General features: G+C 70.4%; 24 protein-coding genes. 12 read left to right on the top strand and 12 right to left on the bottom strand.

The annotated features are described in order from the left end of the window. Nucleotides 1-83 precede the first annotated feature (83 nt). Entirely contained in the window at nucleotides 84-536 is a 453-nt protein-coding gene (locus ACFVV0_RS10540; protein WP_387063528.1) for a YbaK/EbsC family protein, read from the top strand. Nucleotides 537-561: 25 nt separating this feature from the next. On the opposite strand, the gene ACFVV0_RS10545 is transcribed toward ACFVV0_RS10540, so the two are convergent. The 4 genes from ACFVV0_RS10545 to galT are packed head-to-tail and all read right to left on the bottom strand — an operon-like array spanning nucleotide 562 to nucleotide 4,266. Then, nucleotides 562-1,074 (bottom strand): gamma carbonic anhydrase family protein, encoded by a 513-nt coding sequence (locus ACFVV0_RS10545; protein ID WP_387062214.1) that lies wholly within the window; start codon nucleotides 1,072-1,074, stop codon nucleotides 562-564. A 23-nt stretch (nucleotides 1,075-1,097) separates the two neighbouring features. Continuing rightward, nucleotides 1,098-1,877 (bottom strand): MBL fold metallo-hydrolase, encoded by a 780-nt coding sequence (locus ACFVV0_RS10550; protein WP_387062216.1) that lies wholly within the window; start codon nucleotides 1,875-1,877, stop codon nucleotides 1,098-1,100. A 4-nt stretch (nucleotides 1,878-1,881) separates the two neighbouring features. Then, nucleotides 1,882-3,042, bottom strand: coding sequence for a galactokinase (gene galK / locus ACFVV0_RS10555; RefSeq protein ID WP_387062219.1), 1,161 nt, complete (start codon nucleotides 3,040-3,042; stop codon nucleotides 1,882-1,884). Between the two features lie 60 nt (nucleotides 3,043-3,102). After that, on the bottom strand, nucleotides 3,103-4,266 hold the full coding sequence (gene galT / locus ACFVV0_RS10560) for a galactose-1-phosphate uridylyltransferase (protein WP_387062222.1): 1,164 nt from the start codon (nucleotides 4,264-4,266) through the stop codon (nucleotides 3,103-3,105). Nucleotides 4,267-4,347: 81 nt separating this feature from the next. Between galT and ACFVV0_RS10565 the strand changes: the two genes are divergently transcribed. The 6 genes from ACFVV0_RS10565 to ACFVV0_RS10590 are packed head-to-tail and all read left to right on the top strand — an operon-like array spanning nucleotide 4,348 to nucleotide 13,789. Further along, on the top strand, nucleotides 4,348-5,136 hold the full coding sequence (locus tag ACFVV0_RS10565) for a DeoR/GlpR family DNA-binding transcription regulator (protein WP_387062225.1): 789 nt from the start codon (nucleotides 4,348-4,350) through the stop codon (nucleotides 5,134-5,136). Nucleotides 5,137-5,178: 42 nt separating this feature from the next. Then, a complete protein-coding gene (locus ACFVV0_RS10570) occupies nucleotides 5,179-6,099 on the top strand; it encodes an aldose 1-epimerase family protein (RefSeq protein ID WP_387062228.1) in 921 nt (306 codons plus the stop codon). A 56-nt stretch (nucleotides 6,100-6,155) separates the two neighbouring features. Beyond that, nucleotides 6,156-9,305 (top strand): hypothetical protein, encoded by a 3,150-nt coding sequence (locus ACFVV0_RS10575; RefSeq protein ID WP_387062231.1) that lies wholly within the window; start codon nucleotides 6,156-6,158, stop codon nucleotides 9,303-9,305. Continuing rightward, nucleotides 9,302-12,019 carry an ABC transporter permease gene (locus tag ACFVV0_RS10580; RefSeq protein ID WP_387062234.1) on the top strand — a complete coding sequence of 906 codons (2,718 nt, stop codon included), beginning with the start codon at nucleotides 9,302-9,304 and terminating at the stop codon, nucleotides 12,017-12,019. Before ACFVV0_RS10575 ends, ACFVV0_RS10580 begins: the two co-directional genes overlap by 4 nt. Continuing rightward, on the top strand, nucleotides 12,016-12,984 hold the full coding sequence (locus ACFVV0_RS10585) for an ABC transporter ATP-binding protein (RefSeq protein ID WP_387062237.1): 969 nt from the start codon (nucleotides 12,016-12,018) through the stop codon (nucleotides 12,982-12,984). Before ACFVV0_RS10580 ends, ACFVV0_RS10585 begins: the two co-directional genes overlap by 4 nt. Continuing rightward, nucleotides 12,971-13,789, top strand: coding sequence for an ABC transporter ATP-binding protein (locus ACFVV0_RS10590; protein WP_387062240.1), 819 nt, complete (start codon nucleotides 12,971-12,973; stop codon nucleotides 13,787-13,789). Before ACFVV0_RS10585 ends, ACFVV0_RS10590 begins: the two co-directional genes overlap by 14 nt. A 40-nt stretch (nucleotides 13,790-13,829) precedes the next feature. Here the strand turns inward: ACFVV0_RS10590 and ACFVV0_RS10595 are convergent, their stop codons facing one another. Beyond that, nucleotides 13,830-14,537, bottom strand: coding sequence for an SDR family oxidoreductase (locus ACFVV0_RS10595; RefSeq protein WP_387062243.1), 708 nt, complete (start codon nucleotides 14,535-14,537; stop codon nucleotides 13,830-13,832). A 93-nt stretch (nucleotides 14,538-14,630) separates the two neighbouring features. Between ACFVV0_RS10595 and ACFVV0_RS10600 the strand changes: the two genes are divergently transcribed. Beyond that, nucleotides 14,631-15,263 (top strand): TetR/AcrR family transcriptional regulator, encoded by a 633-nt coding sequence (locus ACFVV0_RS10600; RefSeq protein ID WP_387062246.1) that lies wholly within the window; start codon nucleotides 14,631-14,633, stop codon nucleotides 15,261-15,263. Between the two features lie 13 nt (nucleotides 15,264-15,276). Here ACFVV0_RS10600 and ACFVV0_RS10605 read toward each other — a convergent pair whose 3' ends face one another. The 3 genes from ACFVV0_RS10605 to ACFVV0_RS10615 are packed head-to-tail and all read right to left on the bottom strand — an operon-like array spanning nucleotide 15,277 to nucleotide 17,000. Continuing rightward, a complete protein-coding gene (locus tag ACFVV0_RS10605) occupies nucleotides 15,277-15,447 on the bottom strand; it encodes a hypothetical protein (RefSeq protein WP_387062249.1) in 171 nt (56 codons plus the stop codon). Further along, nucleotides 15,431-15,865, bottom strand: a complete 435-nt coding sequence (locus ACFVV0_RS10610; protein WP_387062252.1) for a DUF1801 domain-containing protein — start codon at nucleotides 15,863-15,865, stop codon at nucleotides 15,431-15,433. The genes ACFVV0_RS10605 and ACFVV0_RS10610 overlap by 17 nt, the downstream gene beginning before the upstream one ends. Nucleotides 15,866-15,905: 40 nt before the next feature. After that, nucleotides 15,906-17,000 (bottom strand): calcium:proton antiporter, encoded by a 1,095-nt coding sequence (locus ACFVV0_RS10615; RefSeq protein ID WP_387062255.1) that lies wholly within the window; start codon nucleotides 16,998-17,000, stop codon nucleotides 15,906-15,908. A 95-nt stretch (nucleotides 17,001-17,095) separates the two neighbouring features. Here ACFVV0_RS10615 and ACFVV0_RS10620 point away from each other — a divergent pair, with 95 nt between their 5' ends. The 3 genes from ACFVV0_RS10620 (at nucleotide 17,096) to ACFVV0_RS10630 (ending at nucleotide 18,680) form a co-directional block, all read left to right on the top strand. Next, nucleotides 17,096-17,716, top strand: a complete 621-nt coding sequence (locus ACFVV0_RS10620) for a DUF4232 domain-containing protein (RefSeq protein WP_387062258.1) — start codon at nucleotides 17,096-17,098, stop codon at nucleotides 17,714-17,716. A 105-nt stretch (nucleotides 17,717-17,821) separates the two neighbouring features. Further along, nucleotides 17,822-18,001: a hypothetical protein gene (locus tag ACFVV0_RS10625; protein WP_387062261.1), complete on the top strand. Its 180-nt coding sequence runs from the start codon at nucleotides 17,822-17,824 to the stop codon at nucleotides 17,999-18,001. 103 nt (nucleotides 18,002-18,104) lie between these two features. Next, nucleotides 18,105-18,680, top strand: coding sequence for a Dps family protein (locus tag ACFVV0_RS10630; protein WP_387062264.1), 576 nt, complete (start codon nucleotides 18,105-18,107; stop codon nucleotides 18,678-18,680). 34 nt (nucleotides 18,681-18,714) lie between these two features. On the opposite strand, the gene ACFVV0_RS10635 is transcribed toward ACFVV0_RS10630, so the two are convergent. From ACFVV0_RS10635 to ACFVV0_RS10650, 4 genes are all read right to left on the bottom strand, one after another. Further along, nucleotides 18,715-19,017, bottom strand: coding sequence for a hypothetical protein (locus ACFVV0_RS10635; RefSeq protein ID WP_387062267.1), 303 nt, complete (start codon nucleotides 19,015-19,017; stop codon nucleotides 18,715-18,717). Between the two features lie 101 nt (nucleotides 19,018-19,118). Further along, nucleotides 19,119-19,376: a DUF6458 family protein gene (locus ACFVV0_RS10640; protein WP_387062269.1), complete on the bottom strand. Its 258-nt coding sequence runs from the start codon at nucleotides 19,374-19,376 to the stop codon at nucleotides 19,119-19,121. Nucleotides 19,377-19,409: 33 nt separating this feature from the next. After that, the gene (locus ACFVV0_RS10645) at nucleotides 19,410-19,574 is read right to left on the bottom strand and encodes a hypothetical protein (protein WP_387062272.1); all 165 of its coding nucleotides are present in this window, start codon (nucleotides 19,572-19,574) and stop codon (nucleotides 19,410-19,412) included. Nucleotides 19,575-19,700: 126 nt separating this feature from the next. Then, a complete protein-coding gene (locus ACFVV0_RS10650) occupies nucleotides 19,701-20,195 on the bottom strand; it encodes a MarR family winged helix-turn-helix transcriptional regulator (protein ID WP_387062275.1) in 495 nt (164 codons plus the stop codon). Between the two features lie 132 nt (nucleotides 20,196-20,327). Here ACFVV0_RS10650 and ACFVV0_RS10655 point away from each other — a divergent pair, with 132 nt between their 5' ends. Beyond that, nucleotides 20,328-21,521 carry a serine/threonine-protein kinase gene (locus tag ACFVV0_RS10655; protein WP_387063531.1) on the top strand — a complete coding sequence of 398 codons (1,194 nt, stop codon included), beginning with the start codon at nucleotides 20,328-20,330 and terminating at the stop codon, nucleotides 21,519-21,521. Nucleotides 21,522-21,529: the final 8 nt, after the last annotated feature.

Genomic DNA, 21,529 nt, shown 5'->3' on the forward strand with positions numbered 1-21,529 from the left:
TCGGAGAGGTGGGCGAGGTGAGCGGGTCGGGCGAAGGTGAGCAGGGCGGGCAGGGCGTGCGGACGCACGGTGCCGTCGAGCGGGTGAAGGACGTGCTGGTGGCGGGAGGCGTCGAGCCGCGCATCCGGTGGTTCGAGACAGCGACACCGACCGCGGTATCTGCCGCCGCCGAACTCGGGGTCGAGGTCGGCGCGATCGCCAACTCGCTGGTGTTCACGATCGACGGCGAGCCGCTGCTGGTCATGACCTCGGGCGCGCACCGGGTCGACACCGCATTTCTCGGCGCCCGGCTCGGCGGGCGCATCCGCCGTGCCGACGCCGACACCGTGAAGGCCGCGACCGGGCAGACGATCGGCGGGGTCGCGCCGGTCGGTCATCCGGCCCCCATCCGCACGGTGGTGGATGTGGCGCTCGCCGGCTTCCCGGAGATCTGGGCGGCCGCGGGCCACGCCCACACGGTCTTCCCCACCACGTTCGACGAGCTGGTGCGGCTCACCGGCGGCGAGCCGACACCGGTGGAACCCTCCGAGGTCTAGCTGTTCCGTCGGGGAGGGCCGAGGGTCAGCTGCCGCGGTGCTCGGTCGTGTGGGTGAGGTAACCGGCGGCGTTCGCGCGGATGCCCGCACGCTCCTCCGCCGTCAGCTCGCGTCGCACCTTGCCGGGAACACCCGCGACGAGCGAGCCGGGCGGGATGACCGCGCCTTCGAGCACGACCGTGCCGGCGGCGAGCAGTGAGCCGGCGCCGACGATTGCGCCGTTGAGGACGGTGGCGTGCATCCCGACCAGCACGCCGTCTTCGATCGTGCACCCGTGCAGCACGGCGTTGTGGCCGACCGAGACGTCGGCGCCGAGCGTGAGCGGGAAGCCGCGGTCGACGTGGCACGACACATTGTCCTGGATGTTGCTGCGCTCGCCGATCACGATGTCTGAGGCCTCGGCGCGCAGCACCGCGTTGTACCAGACGCTGACGCGGTCGAGCAGGTGCACGCGGCCGACGACGACCGCGCCGGGAGCGACCCAGGCGGTGGGTGCGACGGTCGGGGCGGTGCCGTCGGCGAGGGGCAGGATGCTCATCCCGCCAGCCTAGTCACGGCGCCTCAGCCCTCGTTCGCCACGATGAAGCGGTCGTGGACGACTCGCTTGCCGGGTTCGTCCAGCGCCGACCGCACCTCGTCGAGGATCTTCGGCGGAAGCGCGAGCGGCGCCTCGTGCGGCTGATGCACCGTTCCGGGCGGGTAGTCCACGCCCTTCTTCTTCGACATCTCGATGTGGGCGCCGAGGATGCTGCGCACACGCTTGGGGTGTGAATCCCGAAACCGGATGAGCCGGTCGATGGTGCGCACGAACTCGACCCGGTCGCGCACGTACAGGTTGCCGGGACACACCGTGTCCCCGGTGAACAGGATGCCCGTCGCCCGGTCGAAGAACGTGACCGCCGAGGCCTCGTGGCCGGGTGCGCCGATGGCGTCGAGAACGCGTCCGCCGAGGTCGACCTCGACCACTTCGTCGGGCCAGTTCCGGAAGCCGAAGAAGGCGATGACCTCGGCGGGCGTCGTGCCGACGACCGTGGTTCCCGGGCGGTCGGCGAGGAGGGCGTCGCCGGCCTTGTGGTCGCCGTGTCCGTGCGTGTGCGCGACGACCAGCTCGTACGGCCGAGTGAACAGCGCGGGATGCCGCCGCAGCCAGTTCTCGATCAGGTGGTCGATCGTTCCGCGCAGGGGGAAGACCGCCTCGTCACCGGTTGCACCCGTGTCGAGGAGCATCGCCCGCTCGCTCCCGAAGAACAGGAAGAGGAACGGCGCCTCCCAGTGCGACGACTTCGGCTGACGGATCTGAACGGTGTCGTCGTCGAGCCAGGTCACTTCGGCAGCGGTCATGCCGTCAATTCTCTCGCTTCGCGCCCTCCGACGGGGAGACGGTGAAGAGATCGGGCTGACCGAATCCGTTCTCGGCGAACGCTCCGTCGAGCGCGACCAGCACACGGGAGACTGCGTGGCTCGGCACGAGTGCGATCGCCGAGCCGCCGAAGCCGCCGCCCGTCATCCGTGCGCCGATCGCCCCGTTGGCCTGCGCGGTCTCGACGGCGAGGTCGAGTTCGGGAACCGAGATCTCGAAGTCGTCGCGCATCGACCGGTGCGAGGCGTCGAGCAGCTCGCCGATCGCGGTCGGTCCGTGCTCGCGCAGTGTGCGCACGGTGTCGAGGACGCGCTGGTCCTCGGTGACGACGTGCCGCACGCGGCGGAAGGTCACGTCGTCGAGAAGCTCGCGTGCGCGCGGGAGGTCGTCCACGCTCACGTCGCGCAGGGACTCGACGCCGAGGGCCCTGGCGCCGGCCTCACAGGATGCGCGGCGCTCGGCATACCCGCCGGTCGCATGGGAGTGCTCCACCCCGGTGTCGATGATCACGATCTCCAGCCCCGCGGCCTCGAGCCCGAGGGGCACGATCTGCGCCTCGAGGGAGCGGCAGTCGAGGAAGACCGCCGCGTCGCTCTCGCCGAGCAGGGAGGCGGACTGGTCCATGATGCCGGTCGGGGCGCCGACGGCGACGTTCTCCGCCCGCTGTCCGACCCGGGCCAGCGTGCGGCGGTCGAGACCGAGTTGCCAGACGTCGTTGAGGGCGACCGCGACGGCGCTCTCGATCGCCGCGGACGACGACAGCCCTGCGCCGACCGGCACGTTCGAGTCGATCAGGATGTCGAAGCCGGGCACCGCATCCAGGTCGGCGCCGAACTCGCTGAGCGCCCACGCGACCCCGAGCGGGTAGGCCGCCCAGCCGCCGAGCGCCTCGGGGGTCAGGTCGTCGAGGTCGATCTCGACGAGCTCGTCGGCGAACGAGCTGCCGACCCGTGCCGTGCGGTCGTCGCGCAGACCGAGGGCGACGACCGTTCGGCGGTTGATGGCGAAGGGGAAGACGAATCCCTCGTTGTAGTCGGTGTGCTCGCCGATGAGATTCACCCGGCCGGGGGCGGACCAGAGTCCGTCGGCGGGGCGGCCGAAGACCTCGGCGAAACTGTCGAGGGTGTCCGTGCGGAGGTCGGTCATCGGTGGGCCTTTCGGGGATGTTGCGGTTTCAGTGTTATCGGGGGCAACGTCGGAGCCGCGTCAGGCCATTCCGTTCAGGCCGAGCAGCCCGGTCGGCAGCTCCCCGACGGGGTTCTCCGCGGCGGCGCGGGCGATGGCGTCGCGCATCCGGTCGGCGGCGAGCTCGGGTGGGATGTCGCCGATCCAGGCGCCCATGGCCGACTCCGACCCGGCGAGGTACTTCAGCTTATCGGCGGCCCGGCGGGGCGAGGTGAGCTGCAGCATGAGGCGGATCTCGTCGCGGCGGATGCCCACCGGTGCCTGGTGCCAGGCGGCGATGTACGGCGTCGGGGAGTCGTAGAGCGCGTCCACGCCCCGCAGCACCCGCAGGTAGAGCGTGGCGAGTTCGTCGCGTTCCTCGGCCGAGGTCTCGGCGAGGTCGGCGACGTGCCGGTGGGGGAGGATGTGGATCTCTACCGGCCAGCGCGCAGCGAACGGCACGAACGCCGTCCAGTGCTCGCCGGCCAGCACGACGCGCTCAGAGGTGCGCTCGCGGTCGAGGATGTCGGCGAACAGCGTGGGCCCGTAGTTTTCGAGCGAGCGGATGAGCGCGCTCGTTCGCGGAGTCACGTACGGGTACGCGTAGATCTGTCCGTGCGGGTGGTGCAGGGTCACGCCGATGGCCTCGCCGCGGTTCTCGAACGGGAAGACCTGGCGCACGCCCGGCATCGCCGAGAGTGCTGCGGTGCGGTCGGCCCAGGCTTCGATGACCGTGCGCGCGCGGGATGGAGCGAGGCTGCCGAAGGATCCGGTGTGCTCGGGGCTGAAGCAGACGACTTCGCAGCGGCCGACGGATGTGCGGGTGCGGCCCAGCCCGATCGCCGCGAGGTCCTCGAGTCCGCTCGGCGCGTTCTCGTCGAGCAGGAGCGGCCCGAACGACGGTGACTTGTTCTCGAAGACGGCGACGTCGTACAGGCTCGGCACCTCGGACGGGTTGCCCGGTGTCGCAGGGGCGAGCGGATCGAGTTCGGCCGGCGGGAGGAAGACGCGGTTCTGACGTGCGGCAGCGATGGACACCCACTCGCCGGTCAGCGGGTCTTGCCGCATCGTAGCCGTGGCCGGGCGCGGCGCCGGTTCGCGGAGGTCGGGAGCGCGCTCGGGCTCGAGCGTGGTGTCCGCGTCGTCGTAGTACAGCAGCTCGCGCCCATCGGAGAGCCGGTACTCGCGCTTCGTTATCGAAGACATGGCCACCTTTCGTTTTCGAAAGCAAATGTAGCCGTTGCCTTTCGTATTGACAAGTAAACGCAAGCGGCGGACGATTGCCGCATGACCGAACCGCTGCCAGCCGCCGTCCGGCGCGACCGGATGCTCGACCTCATCGGGCGTCACGGGTTCGTCCGCGTCGGCGACCTCAGCGAAGCGTTCCAGGTCTCCGACGTCACCGTTCGCAGCGACCTCGACCTGCTCGACCAGCAGCAGAGCATCCGCCGTGTGCACGGGGGAGCGGTGCTGCGCGGGAGCGGGATCCGCGAGCCGAGCTTCGAGGAGGCGCTCGAAGCGTCCGCTGACGAGAAGCGCAGCATCGCACTGGCGGCCGCGGCCTCGATCGAATCGGGTGCGAGCGTCATCCTCGACGTCGGCACGACCACGACCGCGATCGCGAGGGCCCTGGTGGAGCGGACCGACCTCGACGACGTCACCGTGATCACCAACGGGCTGACCATCGCCCTGGAGCTGGAGCGTGCCATCCCGCGCTTCGAGGTGATCGTGACGGGGGGCACGCTCCGCCCGCTCCAGCACTCGCTGGTCGAGCCTCTCGCCTCCGTTCTGCTCGACCGGATGCACGCCGACGTCGCCTTCGTCGGTTGCACGGGCGTGCATCCCGCGGGCGGCATCACGAACGTCAACCTGCCCGAGGCCGACCTCAAGCGCGTCATGGTCGGCGCCGCGACGCGTGCGATCGTGGTGGCCGACGGCTCGAAGCTGGGCCGCACCCACCTCGGCCGCATCGCCTCGCTCGACGAGGTCGACGGGCTGATCACCGGTGCGTCCGCGCCCGAGTCCGACGTCGCGGAGCTGCGCGCCGCCGGTCTCGCCGTCGTCGTCGCCGGGTAGTGTGCTCGCGGGTCCAGGGCCTTGCGCAATACTCTTGAGGCCATGCGAGCACCCACCGGAGAACAGTACGAGCTCTCGTCCGACGCAGTGAGCGCCACGGTCACGGAAGTCGGCGCCGGGCTGCGCACCCTGCGGGTCGGCGGAGTCGACATCGTCGAGCCCTTTCCCGCGGATGCGACTCCGCCGTCGGGCTGCGGCATCGTCCTTGTCCCGTGGCCGAACCGGGTGAAGGACGGCGCGTGGCCGCACGACGGCGCGATCCGGCAGCTCGCGCTCACCGAGCCCGCGCGGGCGAACGCCATTCACGGCCTGCTCCGGTACCGGCCGTACGAGCTGGTCGAACTCACCGGGTCGTCCGTGACGCAAGCGGCGTCGATCTTCCCCGAGCTCGGGTATCCGTTCGAGCTGCGCACGACGGTGAGGCGCGAAGTCGACGCCGAGGGACTGACCGTCACGCACACCATCGAGAATGTGGGGGACGCGGCTGCGCCGGTGGCGATCGGCTCGCATCCGTACCCCAAGATCGGTGGCGTGCCGACCGGCGAGCTGACCGTGACTGTGGCCGCCGCGACACACCTCGATGTCGACGAGCGGCTGAACGTCGTGGGCGAGTCGCCGGTGGACGGCACGCGGTTCGATCTGAGGGCGGGTCGCGTGGTGGGCGAGCTCGAACTCGACGACGGGTTCGCGGATGTGGCCGTCGCCGACGGGCGTGCGGCGCACGTTCTCGCGGCGCCCGACGGGCGGCGCGTGATCGTCTGGGGCGACGAGGCCTTCGCGTACGTGCAGGTGTACACCTCGAGGACATTCGCCACCGACACGTCGTCGGACGTGGCGATCGCCGTCGAGCCGATGACCGCTCCGGCCAACGCGCTGAACACCGGGCGCGGGCTGCGCTGGCTGGAGCCGGGCGCGAGCTGGAGTGTCGCGTGGGGCATCCGGCACGAGGGCTTCGCCGTCTGACGACCCGACCCCGCTGAGTGACCGGGTTGCGGGGCGGTGGTTGGTACAGTCGACAAATGCGTGCAGGGGACGGGTCGGAGAGTCGATCCCGCGCGTTCTGGCCGGTCCGTTCCCGGGCTCAGGCCGGTGTGCTCGCCGCGACGGCGGTGACGGTCCTCGTCGTCACCTTCCTGGCGAGCGCGATGGTCGGGCTCGCCATGCGCTCCCCGACCGTGGCCGTGCGGCAGAGCATCGCGGCCGGCCCCGCCTCGTCGGTATCGCTGGCGCTGCAGGCATCGCTCGCGTCCGACACCCGGGAGCAGGATCGCACCGTGCGGTCGATCATCGCGAAACGGTTCGCGGGCACTGTTGTCGGCGTCGACCGTACGGCGTTCGTGCCCAGCGTCGCGGTGGGCGGGGCGGGCGAAGCAGCGGCTGAACGATCCGTGCTCGCCCTCGCCGCCGACGATGCGCTGGAGTCCCGCATCGCGTTGACGTCCGGCGACTGGCCGACCGCCACGGGGTCCGGAACAGCAGACTCGCCGTTCCCGGTCGCCGTCGACCGCGAGCTCGCCGACGCTCTCGCTCTGACACCGGGACAGTCGTTCACGGTCGCCGGAGCGGAGGGCGCCGTGAGTCTGACGGTCTCGGGCGTGTGGCGCGCCGCGCATCCCTCCTCCCCGGCCTGGCTCGGGGTGACCGCGGGAGCGGGCGGCACCGACGGCCGGCTCGTGATCGCCCCCGCGGCACTCGAAGCGCTGTCGACCACGCCGGCGGCGCAATGGGTGGTGGCACCGGATGCGCAGCGCACCACGGCCGGTCAGCTCGCCAGGCTCCACGCGGCCTTCACCGGCATCACCGACGCCCTCACCGAAGACGACGCCGCATCGCCGTCGCCGTTCTCGTCCCTCGGGGGTGCGGCCGCGACAGTGGTCGCCATGCAGCAGTCGGTCGGCGCGCTCACGGCGGTCGTTCCGGTGCCGCTCGCGGTGCTGGCGGTCTGCTCGGCGATCGCGTTCATCCTGCTCGCCCAGTTGCTCGCCCGCTCGCGGCTCGTCGAGACGCGGCTGCTCCGCGCTCGCGGCGCGACCGTCGGAGACCTGCTCGCGGCCGGCGCCGTCGAGTCGGCCGCGGTCGCAGTAGCCGGCGCGTCGATCGGACTCGCGGCCGCACAGGCCGTGCTGCTCGCCACGGTGGGGGCCCCGACGGGAGCGGTCGAGGTCGCCGTTCCTGCGCTCATCGTGGTGCTCGCCTCGGTCGCAGCCGCCCTGCTCATCGGCGGACTCTCCGCCCGCTCTGCGACCGGAGCACCCGGGGCGGTCGAAGCGGGACGCGGCCGTTCCGCCGTATCGGGCGGGCTCGCGGTCATCGCCTTCGCGGCGGCCGGCGTGACCGTGTGGCGGTTCGTCGCGTTCGGCTCGCCCGTCGCCGCCGACGGGCGAATCGACCCCGTCGGCGTGATCGCCCCCGCGGCCGTGCTGTGCGCGATCGCGATGCTCGGATTGCTCTTGTTCGGGCCGGCCGCGGGCGGTGTGGAAGGACTGGCGGCTCGGGGCCGCGGGCTGGCCGCCGTTCTTCCGGCGCGACAGGTCGGCCGCGGGTTGGCGCTCTTCGCCGCACCCGTCGCGTTGGTCGTGCTGACGGTCGGTGCCGCCACCTTCGCGGCCGGCTACGTCGGCACCTGGAGCGGATTCTTGCGCGACTCGTCGCAGCTCGTGAACGGTTCGGACGTGCGCGTCGACCTCGGGGTGGCCGGCACCGTGCGCGGTACCGGGGATGCGGCCGGCGTCCCGGGGTTCGCGCGCATCCCGTCGGTCTCCGCTGCTGCCCCGGTGCTCGACACGGAGGTCGGCCTGGGCCAGGGCACGATCGGCCTGATCGGCGTGGATGCGCGACGGCTGACAGACCTCACCCGCGTCGGCGGGTACATGTTCGACGCGCAGGAGGTGTCGAAGCAGTTGCGCGCCGGAGGGACGCTTCGCGGCGCGGAGCTTCCTACGAACGCGAAGTCCCTCGTGGCCCAGGCGTCGGTCGTCGTGCCCGAGGGCGCAGCCCCTCCGGAACTCGCCGTGACCTTCTGGGTCGCGGATGCGCAGGGCGAGCTGATCCCCCTCGTCGCGGCGGCCTCGCCTGCGGCCTCGCCTGCGGCCGGTGGCATGATCGCGGCCGACCTTCCCGCCGGCGGTCCGTGGACGCTCGTGGCCGTCGACACCCACGTCGACACCGCGGAGACCGCCACTGCCGCCGACATCGCCGTCCAGTCGATCGCGACCCGCTCGGCGCCGGGAGCCGAGCTCACTCCCGTCGAGCTCCCCGCCGCGCAGGACTGGGCGCCGTCTCGTGCCGCGTTCGGCGACACCTTCGCCCTGGACGCGCTCGCCGACGAAACGATCGGCTACCGCGCAGCGCTGATTCCGGCCGGGGCGGACAACGCCGTGCGGTTCATGGCCGGTGGCGATACGAGCGTCCCCGTGGTCTTCACCCGGGCGGCAGCCGACGGCAGTGCGCTGGAGGCCGGTCAGAGCATCCAGCTGGAGGGCGCCTGGGTCGACCTCGAGGCGAAGGTCGTCGGAACGGTGCCGGCCATCCCCGGAACCGACGAAGAGACCGCTGCCCTCGTCGACCTGCGCTCGCTCGACAACCAGGTGCTCCGGACGTCCCCGAACGCACCGCGGCTGGGCACGGTGTGGATCGCCGCGGGCGACACCGAGCGGGCGGCGACGGCCGCGCGGCAGACGGCGGGCCCGGATGCGGTGGTGACCACGGCATCCGGAACCTTCGTCTCCCGCTTCATGTCGAGCGCGGTCGTGAGCCTGTGGCTGGGCACGGCCGGCTGCGCAGCGCTCGCCCTGGTCGCTCTCGGCGCGGCGATCGCCGCCCTGTTGCGACGACGGCGCGGCGAGGTCATGGTGCTCAGAGCGGTCGGGATGGGCGGCCGCGAGCAGGCGCGAGGCCGCCGGGTCGAGGTGCTCGGGGTCGTTCTGGCCGCCGCCGTCTTCGGCCTCGCCGGTGGGGTGACGGTCTTCCTGCTCGCGGGAAACGCGCTGGCGCGTCTCTCGGTCGTCACGGCACCGAGCACGCTGGCGGTGCAGGGCCGGGTCGATCTGGCCGGACTGTCGGCGGCTCTGGGTGCTGTCGGTGTCGCGATCGGCCTCGTGCTCTGGTTCTACGGCGCAGCCGTGCGCCGCCAGGTGGCGGACACCGCATACCGGGAGGAGACGCGGTGAGCCCACGCGCGTCGTCCCTCACGTCGGCCGGGCTCGCTCTCCGGGCGATGTCCGCCTTCCGCGGCGGGCTCATCCTGCTCGGCGTGGTCGTGCTCGTCGCCACGACCGCGCTCGCCGCCTGGCCGCGCTTCTCGAGCACCCTGCTGACCGACGACCTTCAGTACCGGGTCACGAATGCGAACGCGGTCAACCGCGACCTGCTCACCACGGTCAACGCCGGTTTCGGGGTGTACTCCGTCGCGCCGGTCGCACCGGAGGCGGCCTGGACGGCGATGCCCGCAGCCCTGAAGAGCGTGCGGGCCGGGATGAAGCCGCCGCTGCGTGCGGTCACCGAGCCGGGGGACTTCTCCGCCAGCAGTGCCGACTACGGGATCCAGCAGCCGGCGGGTGCCCTCAGCAACAGCCGGTACCAGGTGCGGTATGAGGCGTACAACCGCCTTCGGGAGGTGTCGGTGCTGGACGCGGGCACCTGGCCGTCGCCCCTGCCGCCGACCCTCGCCGACGGGGCGACCGTCCAGGTCGTGCTCTCCACGACGGCGGCGGAGCTGCTCGGCTGGAAGGTCGGACAGTTCCGCGGCGGATCCCTCGGCGTTCCGGTGCGGCTCGAACTGGCCGGCACCGTGCATCCGCGCGACGGAGACGCGGACTTCTGGAACCTCGATGCCACGCGAGAGCGCGGTCACTTCGAGGACAACGGCGACGGGGGCACGGTCTCCGGTGCGGTCGCGTGGCTCGACCCCGGATCGTGGCCTCGAGCGGCCCAGAACATGGACTTCACCACGACGGCGGGCTGGTTCCCCGTGGATCCGTCGAGCGTCACGGTCGAAGAGTTGCCGGCCGTGCAGGGCGCGTTGGCCAACTTCCTCGCCACCGCCCCGACCATCTCCCTCGACGGCACGCCGACGGCCATGCGCTTCAGCACTGCGCTCGCGCGCACGTTCGACGATTTCCTCAGCCGGGCGCAGCCGGCGAACACGCTCTTCGCGATCCTCGCTGCCGGACCCCTCGGGGTCGCACTCGCGGTGCTCATCCTGGGCGTGCGTCTCGTTCTCGGTCGCCGGCGTGACGCCCTGGCGCTCATGGCCGCGCGCGGCGGATCCGCGAGCCGGCTGCGCACGGGACTCGCGCTCGAGGGGGCGATCGTCTCCGTACCGGCGGCTGCACTCGGTCTCATCGCGGCCCTTCTCCTGACCCCGCGGGGTGGGTCGACGGGCACGGCGACCGTTCTGGCGGTGCTCTGCGCGCTCGCGCCGCCCGTTGTGCTCGCCATCGCGGCCGGCGCACTCGGCCCGCGCGATGATCTCCGTGGCGAGAGTCTGGCCCGCCGCCGCTGGGGCTGGGTGGTCGAAGTGCTCGTGGTCGGTCTGGCCGTGGTCGGGGTCGTCGCGCTCTTCCAGCGGGGGCTCGCGCCTCGGGATGCGGGGCTCGGCGTGGATCCGCTGCTCGCCGTCACGCCCATCCTGATCGCCCTGGCGGCCTGCCTGATCGTCCTCCGGATCTACGCCTTCCCACTCGGTCTGCTGGCGCGGACCCTGCACGGGCGCCCGGGCCCGGTGGCCTACGTGGGTGCTGTGAGCGCCGTGCGGTCGCGTGCCGGCGGGCTCTGGCCCGTGTTCGCCATCGTCGTCGGAGTCAGTATCACCGTGTTCTCGGTGAGTGTGCTCACGACCGAACGCGCCGGAATCGCGGAGGGCGCACGCGCCCAGGTCGGCGCGGACCTCAGCGTGACCGCCGCCACGCACTTCAGCGACGAGCAGGTCGCGCAACTGCGCGACGTCCCAGGAGTAGCGCATTCGGCCGTCGTGGAGTGGGCGGGCGGCCTGCGGATCCAGGGCGGCACCCAGGGCGGTGACCTGTCGAGCTATCTGGTCGACCCGAAGGAGCTTGCGGAGGTTCAGCAGGGCATCCCGGAGCAGGCACGTGTCTCGACCGCACTGACGTCGGGGCTGCCGAACCGCACCGGGGCGGTCATCGGCGGGTGGAACACCGAGATCCCGATCACCAGCGCGATCCTCACCGCCCAGTCCAACGTGCATCTCGCCGTGACGCAGTTCGACTACGCGCCGGGCGTCTACATCCGCGACGAGCAGTGGGCGATCATCGACAAGACGACCCTGCCGGCGTCGGCGCAGGTCACCGGGCAGCCCGCCACCGTGCTCGTGGCTCTGGCGCCGGGGGCGGATGCGCGGGCCGTCCACGACGCGCTCGCCCGGATCGGTGGCGACGGCGCGATCGTCGGCGACGCCGTCGAGGAACAGGCCGCGCTGCGACAGGCACCACTCGTCTCCGGACTGGAACTGCTGGCCCTCGTGTCGATCGCGCTCGCGGCACTCATGTGCGTCGGCGCGCTGCTGCTGACTCTCGTCATGAACACGGCGGCCCGCACCCGCCTCGTCGCCACGCTCCGCACGATCGGGTTCACTGCGCGGCAGACGGGCGGGTTGCTGGCGTGGGAGCTGGGGCCGATCCTGGTCGTCGGGCTCGTCGCCGGCATCCTCGTCGGCATCGCTCTCCCGGCCGTCGTGCTCGCGCCCGTCGACCTCAGCGGATTCACCGGCGGGCCCGTCAAGCCGGCCATCGTCGTCGACCCGTTGCTGATCGCGTTCGCCGCTGCGGGTTTCGCGGCCGTCACCGTCGTCGCTACACTCATCGCACTCACGGGCGCACGGCGCAGATCGCCGGCCACCGTGCTCCGGGCAGGAGGACAGGAATGACCCAGACAGCAGACCAGACCGGAACGGTGCGGGAGGTCGTGGCCGCGCAGGTCGGGGCGCAGCCGGCCGCGGCGGCACCGAGACCGGATGCGAGCATCCTGTGCTCAGACCTGGTGCGGATCTTCACCGCAGAAGGCGTCGAGGTGCAAGCGCTGCAGGGGCTCAACCTCCGCGTTCGCACGGGCGAGCTCGTGGCGATCGTCGGCGCCTCAGGGTCGGGCAAATCGACACTGCTCGGCATCCTCTCCGGTCTCGACAAGCCGACCGCGGGATCGGCGAGCGTCGCCGGACGCGACCTGCTCGCTCTGACGGCCAAACAGCGGGTCGACTACCGGCGGCACACCGTCGGCTTCGTCTGGCAGCAGACCTCACGCAACCTTCTGCCCTATCTGACCGCACGGGAGAACATCGCCCTGACGATGTCGCTTGCCGGAACGCCGGGCCGCCAGCGTCGCTCGACAGAGCTTCTCGACCTGCTCGAGGTGTCGCACTGCGCCGACCGCCGGCCCGACGAGATGTCCGGCGGCGAGCAGCAGCGCGTCGCCATCGCGGTCGGGCTCGCCAACGACCCGCGCGTGCTGCTCGCCGACGAGCCCACCGGTGAGCTCGACGAGGCGACCTCGGCGCAGGTTCTGGAGGCGATGCGCGGCGTGAACCGGGAGCTCGGGGTCACCACGCTCATCGTCACCCACGACCCTGCGGTGTCGGAGCACGTCGCCCGCACCGTGCAGATCCGCGACGGACGCACGTCGACCGAGGTCCTGCGCCGCACCGGCATCAGCGAGAGCGGAGACGAACACACGATCGCCGAGGAGTTCGCGGTGCTCGACCGGGTCGGTCGACTGCAGCTGCCGCCGGAGTACCTGACCAGCCTCCGGATGCGCGACCGCGTGCGCCTCGCACTCGAGAACGATCACGTCGGGGTCTGGCCGCACGAGGAGGAGGAACACGATGACGCTCGCTGACACGACGGAGGCGGCAGGCGCTGCGGATGAAGACACCTCCGGCGTTCGCGACGAGGGTGCCGCGGCGGCGATCTTGCGCGCCGAGGGTGTCACCCGGGTGTTCGAGTCGGCCGCGGGCGCGGTCACGGCGGTGTCCGGGGTGACGCTCGACGTGCATCCGGGGGAGCTGCTCGTCATCAAGGGACGTTCGGGCTCCGGCAAGACGACGCTGCTGAACATCCTCGGGGGACTCGACGCGCCCTCCGAGGGGCGCGTCTGGCTGGAGGACGTCGAGCTGACGGCCGCGAGCGAGGCCGAACTGGTGTCGTTACGCCGATCGAGGATCGGCTTCGTCTTCCAGGCGTTCGGTCTGGTGCCCGTGCTCTCCGCGGCCGAGAACGTCGAGGTTCCGCTCCGCCTGCTCGGCACACCGCCCGGCGAACGGGATGCGCGGGTCGCCGAGCTGCTCGAATCCGTCGGTCTCACGGGCCACGCCAAGCAGCGCCCGACCGAGCTCTCCGGCGGTCAGCAGCAGCGCGTCGGGATCGCGCGGGCGCTCGCCGCCCGCCCGCGCATCCTCTTCGCCGACGAGCCGACCGGCCAGCTCGACAGTGTGACCGGTGCCGCCATGATGGACCTGCTCGTCCACCTGGTGCACGGCACCGGGGTCGCGGCCGTCATCACCACGCACGACCCGCTCCTCATGGCACGAGCCGACCGCGTGCTCGAACTCCACGACGGCCACCTGCTCGCACCCCATCGCCCCCGAGGCCGCCATGCGGCTCCCGAACTCGAGTCGCCGGAGCCCGGAGCCCCGACGCCCTGAGAGTCAGGTTGGCGGAGCCCGAGGCGTCGACATCCTGTCGTCAGGCGGTCGCCAGCTGCGGGTAGAGCACCCGCACGTCCTGGTCGAGCTTCGACTTGACGTGCTGCGCGAAGTCTCCGACGACTGCTTCGGCGCCGCCTGCTTCGGTGACATCGAGGGCCTCGGCGACGACCTGCTCGGGCGCGACCTTGGGATCGGTGACATGGGCTGCCATGTCGGTGTCGACCCAGCCGACGTGCACCCCGACCACCTGGATGTTCTGGGGAGCGAGCTCGACGCGGGCCGAGTTGGTGGCCGACCAGAGCGCTGCCTTGGTGGCGCTGTACGAGCCGATTCCGTACCAGCTCAGGGCCGAGTGCATGTTGATGACGGCACCTCCGCCGTTCGCGGCGATGGCCGATGCGAACGCGCGCGTGACGAGCACGGGCCCCCAGAAGTTGGTGTCGAATTCGCCGCGGGCCGTCGCGAGGTCGCCGGTCACCAGCGAATCGTTGGCCCAGACGCCGGCATTGTTCACGACGACGGTGACGTCGCCGGCCGCCGCAGCCGCGGCCGCGATGCTCGCCTCGTCCGTCACGTCCAGCGCGATCGGAACGATGCGGGGATCGGTCACCTCGACCGTTTCGGGATTGCGAGCGGCCGCATAGACCTTGCTGGCGCCGCGCTCGAGCAGACCGGCGACGAAGGCCGCTCCGAGTCCGCGGTTGGCGCCGGTGACGAGGGCGACCTGTCCGGTGATGTCAGTCATGGGAGATTCCTTCCAAAGGATGTAAACCGATCTGTTTACCCGACAATACACAGATCGGTTTACTTTTTGCAAGACAGTTCCTAGAATCGGTTCATGACAACCACCGCATCGGCCTCCGCGACGTCGGGAGCGCACCCCGGATCACAGCCGCAGCCCAAGCTGAAGCCGCGCGAGCGGGTGCTCGGGGCGGCGGCAGAACTGTTCCTCCGCGACGGCATCCACGCGGTCGGCGTCGACCGGCTCGCGGTCGAGGCCGGCGTCTCGAAGCGCTCGATCTACCAGCACTTCGAGGGCAAGGATGCGATCGTTGCCCAGATGCTGCGCGAATACGGTCCGCACGTGGTCGCCGCATACTTCGAGACGAGCGGCGACCTCGCTCCGCGTGAGCGCGTGCTGCACGTCTACGACGCGCTCCACGCCGACGCCGAGGCGGGCGACTTCTTCGGCTGCCCCTTCGTGAACGTGGCCACGGAGCTACGTGACCGCGCGCATCCGGCCGCCGTGGTCGCGCAGGACTTCAAGCAGCAGCTCACCGACTTCTTCGAGCGTCAGGCGGTCGCCGCGGGCGCGGCGTCGCCGGACGTGCTAGCCGTGCAGTTGACGATGCTGTTCGACGGAGCCGCTGCCGGCGCGGCTATGCGCGGGGGAACATCCCCGGCGGCGAGACTCGCGGCGGAGACGCTCTTCGACGCCGCCGTCGCGAAGGCCGCCCAGAACCGCGCGTGACATCCCCCGCGGCTCAGAGGTTGGACTCGTCGTCCTCCGCGTCGCTCATCGCGAACTCCTCGAGGTCGTCCAACGGCGGAGCCTGCGGCCCGTCGTCCGCCTCGGTGCCCTCGTCGAGAAAACCCTTTCCGTCCGGGTAGCCCGCGCGATCCGGGTACTCGATCGGCTCACGTTCTGTGGTCATCGCTATCACCTCCACGTCCAGCTTGCGCCGACTCCTTGAGCTTGCGCCACCCGCCGGCCCGATTGTTCGCTACGATCCGGCGCAGGAATGCCAGCAGAGCCGGCCGGTCGATCGCGTCTCCCCGCTCGAACCCGATCGTGCGGGCGGTCTGGTTGCCGCTCCCGGCGGTGATCAGACCGGCCGGGTCGGGCACGATGGCGCCGTCGTAGACGAACAGGTTGATGTGGTCCTTCGCCGCCAGAAACGCGCAGACGTTGCCGTCGAGCACGAAGTACGGCTGCACGCTGCGCTTGATGGTCTCCTGGATGTCGGGATCGGCCTCGTGGATGAGCTCCCGCAGTTCGCCGAACAGCTCGCGCTGCCAGTCGGGCAGGCCCGCCAGGTAGTCGTCGACGCGTGGATCCTCGGCGTAGGACATGGTTCACCCTACGACCGGAGCGGGACGCTGAACAGGGCCCCTACGGCACGATCGCCAGGAAGATGAACGCGGCGAACAGCACGAGGTGCACGCCGCCCTGCAAGCGGGTCGCGCGTCCGGGCACGACGGTCAGCACACTGACGATCACGGTGAGGATGAGCAGCACGATCTGACTCGCGCCGAGGCCGAGCAGCAGGGGGCCGGTCAGCCAGATCGACGCGATCGCGATCGACGGGATCGTCAGGCCGATGCTGGCCATCGCTGAGCCGAGAGCCAGGTTGAGGCTGGTCTGAACGCGGTTGCGCGCTGCCGCCTTCGCGGCCGAGATCCCCTCGGGCAGCAGCACCAGCAGAGCGATCACGACACCGACGAACGACTGCGGGAACCCGATCGCGGCGATCCCCCGCTCAATCGAGGGCGATTCGAGTTTCGAAAGCCCGACCACCGCGACGAGGGCGACGAGCAGCAGAACGACGCTGACCACCGCCGTGCGGGTCGAGGGCGCCTCCGCGTGGCTGTCCTCGTCGTGAGGCCTGCCGTTCGACTTGACGGGCAGGAAGAAGTCGCGATGCGCGACCGTCTGGGTGAACACGAACATCGCATAGAGGGCGACGGATGCGATGGCCGCGAACACGAGCTGCCCGGGGGAGAATTGCGGTCCCGCCGTCTCGGTGAAGGTCGGCAGAACGAGGGTCAGTGTTGCGAGGGCGGTCACGGTGGCGAGGGCGGCGCCGGTGCCTTCGGCGTTGAAGCTGGTCGTTCCCCGGCGGGAGGCGCCGAGCAGCAGCGACAGCCCGACGATCCCGTTCATCGTGATCATCACGGCGGAGAAGACGGTGTCGCGGGCAAGCGTTCCCGCATCCTTGCCGCTCGTCATCAGGGTCACGATGAGGGCGACCTCGATGACGGTGACCGCGACCGCGAGAACGAGCGATCCGAACGGCTCACCGACCTTGTGCGCCACGACTTCCGCGTGCTGCACCGCGGCGAGCACGGTGCCCGCCAGCACGATCGACACGACGGTGATCAGCACGGGGCCGAACGGCACGTTCCACACCGCCACCAGGAGCACGATGCCGACAACGGGAACGACGATCGGCCAGAAACGGACGGACCAGGCGGCGACGGCTTTCATATCCCCATCCTTCCAGTCCTCTCCGCCGGTAACGGTTCGCCTGGAAACGTGTTTCAGTATGGTCATTCGCGTTCCGTTGATGGTCAGATAGGGGCATGGCCACCACTCGACCCGTCAGACTGTCACTGCTCGTCGCCTCCGCAGCCCTCGTCGCCTCCGCAGCCCTCGTGCTGACCGGATGCGCCGGCGGTTCGGGATCGTCCTCCGCCTCCCCGACCTCGTCGTCCTCCACGACCGCCTCGAGCTCGCCGCGACCGACCGGCACCAGCACGGCCGTGCCGATCGAGGGGCAGTGCGTCACCTCCTCCCTCACCGGCACGATCGCCCAGGGAACGGGCGGAGCGGCAGGCAGCGTCGGGGTGACCCTGGTGCTCACCAACAACGGCACCTCCGAGTGCGCGTTGCAGGGCTGGCCCGGCGTCTCGTTCGTCGGCGACGGCAACGGCACCCAGCTGGGCAAGCCGGCGGACTTCGACCGCTCGACGCCGCATCCGACCGTCACTCTGGCTCCCGGCGGCACCGCGCAGGCGGCTCTGCTGATCACGGACGCTCTCAACTACCCGGATGCGGACTGCCTGCCCAAACAGGCCGACGGCTTCCGCGTGTACCCTCCCGGGTCGAAGGAGTCCCTCTTCGTCAAGGATGCGACGGTCACGGCGTGCACGAACCCGGCGGCGCCCACGCTGCTCCAGGTCTCCGCGCTCACCGCACCCTGACCGGCCTCTGATCTGGCCCGGAGCTCCGCAGCGACTTCTCGTCGGCTTTGCGCCGACCGGCCAGGCGCGGGCCGCGATGTCGGTGGCATGCGACAGGATGGCGGCATGCCGACGCCGCGCGAGAGACTCCTCCTCCTCTTCGAGGCCGAGCATCCGGAGACGGGCGATGCCGTCGTCAAAGATGAGGCCATCCGCCGCACCTTCGGGCTCGAGCCGCAGCAGTATCGCGCGCTGATCGGCGAGCTTCAGGCGCGCGAGGCCGAGCCCCGAGCCAACGCGGCCTGACCCGCCCGAGTCGGTAGCCCGCTCGATTTCGCTGTCAACCCCGCGCCCCGTATCCAATACGGGCCTACTGTGCGGGGTTCAGTCACTCAGCGAAAGGAACACGATGGCAATGGCAGCAACCGCCAAGTCCACCACGAGAAAGAGTGCGCCGACCCGCAGCTCGACAACCAGGTCCTCCGGCGTCGCTACGACCCGCCGCGAGCGAGCGGAGCACGGCTTCGTCGCCTCGCCCGATCTGGCGCAGAGCATGCAGCGCGTGCACGTCGACCTGGTCGAACTGCACCTCCAGGGCAAGCAGGCGCACTGGAACGTCGTCGGGAAGAACTTCCGAGACCTGCACCTCCAGCTCGACGAGATCGTCGAGTCGGCCCGCGAGTTCAGCGATGTGGTCGCCGAGCGCCTCCGCGCCCTGCACGCGACGCCGGATGGGCGCAGTGCCACGGTCGCGAAGAGCACCAGCCTGCCCGAGTACCCGAACGGCGAGGTCGACACCGCGGAGACGGTGGACCTGATCACCGAGCGCCTCGAAGCCGTCGTGGCTACGATGCGCGAGGTTCACGATCAGGTCGACGAAGAAGATCCGACCTCCGCAGACATCCTGCACGAGATCATCGCCACGCTCGAGCAATACGCGTGGATGGTCGGCGCGGAGAACCGCACCCCGGCAGCCAAACGGTGACGACCGTCTGAGCGCCGGCCGCCGCTGGAGCCCTTCAGTCTTTCGCGTCGATGAGGAACCGGACGGCTTTGGTCCAGTCGCCGTCGACAGTGGTGGGCGGGATGTCCTCCTCGCCGGGAAAGTGACTGGCGAAGTGGATCCCTGGATCGCCGTTGACGGGATCCGCTGTCGCGAGCTGGCCGAAGTACTGATCGTCGGCGGAGACCCGCCAGCGTCGTTCGGTGCCCGCGATCGGCTCGATGCTCACGGTGAACCCGCCGTAGGAGTACTCGGGGTCCGGCTCGGGGACGGTGGTGGGCTGGGGGTCCTGCGACGCGTCAGCTGCGGTATCGGTCATCACGCTCTCGGATTCGTACGTGGGAGGGGTTGGCGGAGAAGAGGCGGTGGGGGAGGGGTGGCGCCTGGCCGCTCCCTCCCCCACCGGTGGTGCGTGGCGGATCAGACCCGCGGCTCGTCGATGTCGCTCTCACGGCGGCTGACGCGCTCGCCCGTTGCGGGGTCGACCGCTGTGCGGCTGGTCGAGACCGACGTGCGACGCCGAGTCAGTAGCACGATCCCGAGAATGATGCCGACGACTCCGGCGACCATCAGGATGTACCCGATCATGTGCAGGTCGACCCATTCGAGCTGAACGTTGACGGCGAAGGCGAGGATCGCGCCGATGACGAACAGGACGATTCCGGTTCCCAAGCTCATGGTGTGTTGTCCTTCCTTGTCGTTGTCGCGGTGTCAGGCTCGGCGGCTGCCTGACAGCATCCGTACCAGCCAGACGATGACGGCGATGACCAGCAGCACGATTCCAACCCACAGCAAGAAGTTGAGCGACTGCACGAACCCGCCGGTGAGCAGCAGGATGATGGCGATGATCGCAATGACGATCAGCAGGATGTTCATGTGATGGTGCTCCTTTTGGGATGGGGATCGCGGTTGCGAACCCTTGGCGGCTTCCACACAACAACTAGTTCACCGAACTAGCAACGGGGTCGGACCGTTGAATTGCGGGAAATTGAGGAGTAAGCGCTATTCGCGCGTGGCGTGCCCGTCGCCCTGCTGATCGATCCCGTCGACCGCCGACTGCAGCCGCTTCAGAAAGCCGGCGACCGTCAGCCGCTCTTCCGGGCTGAGCGACGCAGCGGCCTGGATGACGAGCTCGTGGGTGTCGCCGACGGCTTCGCGGATGGGCGGCTCCGACAGGCGCAACGGCACGATCTCGATCGAGCGGCGATCCGTCGTGCTCGCGCGCTTCTGCACATAGCCGTCGCGCACCAGCCGGCCGATCAGGGTTGTCGTGGATGCGCTCGAGATGCCGAGATAGTGGGCGATGTCCTTGGCGTTCGTCACGCGACCGGCGTCGTCGTTGGCGAGAATGTACCGGAGCGCGAGAAAGTCGTTCTCCGTAATGTTCATCGCGACCCCGCGTCGGCGGCGCATCGCCGCCTCGGCGGCCCGGTAGGCGCGCAGGGCGTCGAGCACGCTGCGCGTTCCCGCGTCGGCGTCTGCTGGGGAGTCGCTCATAGCATCCATTCAGACCACCAATTCCCTAGTTAATCTAGGCATTCTCGGCGGGTGGCCAGGTTCGGGCAAGGCGGCTACTGTTGCTGAGGCATTCCGACCCGAGAGGAGCACACCATCGACGACCTGGACGGGATCACCCTCGGCGACCGGTTCGAGCTCCTCCACGTCATCGGACGCGGCGGAATGGCAGCGGTCTACCGGGCGCGTGACACACAACTCGATCGGATCGTGGCGGTCAAGGTCTTCGCGGCGGGCGAGGCGAGCGACGACGCGCGTCGCGAGGCCGAAGCGCAGACGCTCGCCCGCCTGAATCACCCGAACCTCGTCACCCTCTTCGACGCCCACCTCGCCGCGCCCGGCTCCGCCGACCCCAGTTACATCGTGATGGAACTGGTGGATGGGCCGAGCCTGCGCGATGAGCTCGACCGCGGGCCTCTCCCCGCCGAGGAGGTCGCCGTGCTCACCGCCGAGCTGGCGGAGGCGCTCGTCGCGGTTCACGCGGCCGGCATCGTGCACCGCGATCTGAAGCCCGCGAACATCCTTCTGGCCCTCACCGGCCTGCCTTCGCAGCCGTACCGCGGCAAACTCGCGGACTTCGGTATCGCGCACCTGGTCGGCTCCGAACGGATCACGACCGACGGCGTCGTCATCGGAACCGCCGCCTACCTGAGCCCGGAGCAGGCTCGCGGCGTCGAGCCCGGTGCGCCCTCGGACATCTACGCGCTCGGCCTCATCCTCATCGAGGCGCTCACCGGTGAGCGCGCGTTCGTCGGGACTCCTGCGGAGGCGATCGGGGCCCGGCTGGTTCAGGATGCGTCCATCCCCGCCGGTCTTCCCGACGCCTGGGCGCGGTTGCTCGCGGACATGACCGCGCGCGACCCGGAAGCCCGGCCGGACGCCCTTGCCGTGGCGCTGAGTGCCCGCGAACACGCGGGCGAACTCGCCGGGTGGACGTCTCCACGTGCAGCGGATGCGACTCCGACTCGTGCGCTGACGGCTCGGTTCGAGCAACCTCGTGAGGTGCGCAAGAGGCGGATGCTCGTCACGGTGGTGTCGACGGTGACGGTTCTCGGTGTTGCCGGAGTCATCGTCGTCGCTGCTGTCGCGGCCAACGCACCCAGCCACCAGAGCGATCCCACTCCCGCCCCTTCGCAGACGAGCGTGCCCGTCGCGCCGGTGGGCTCTGAACCGCCACGGCCGACGCCGACCGTGTCGTCGGCTCCCGTCCCGGTCGTCGCTCCAACCGCGGATTCGGGGCCCGGCAAAGATCCCGGTAAAGATCCCGGCAAGGGTCCAGGCAAAGACAAGGGCAAAGGCGGCAAGTGACTCGGACG

The organism is Leifsonia sp. NPDC058230 (genome assembly GCF_042882245.1).
Lineage (GTDB): Bacteria > Actinomycetota > Actinomycetes > Actinomycetales > Microbacteriaceae > Leifsonia.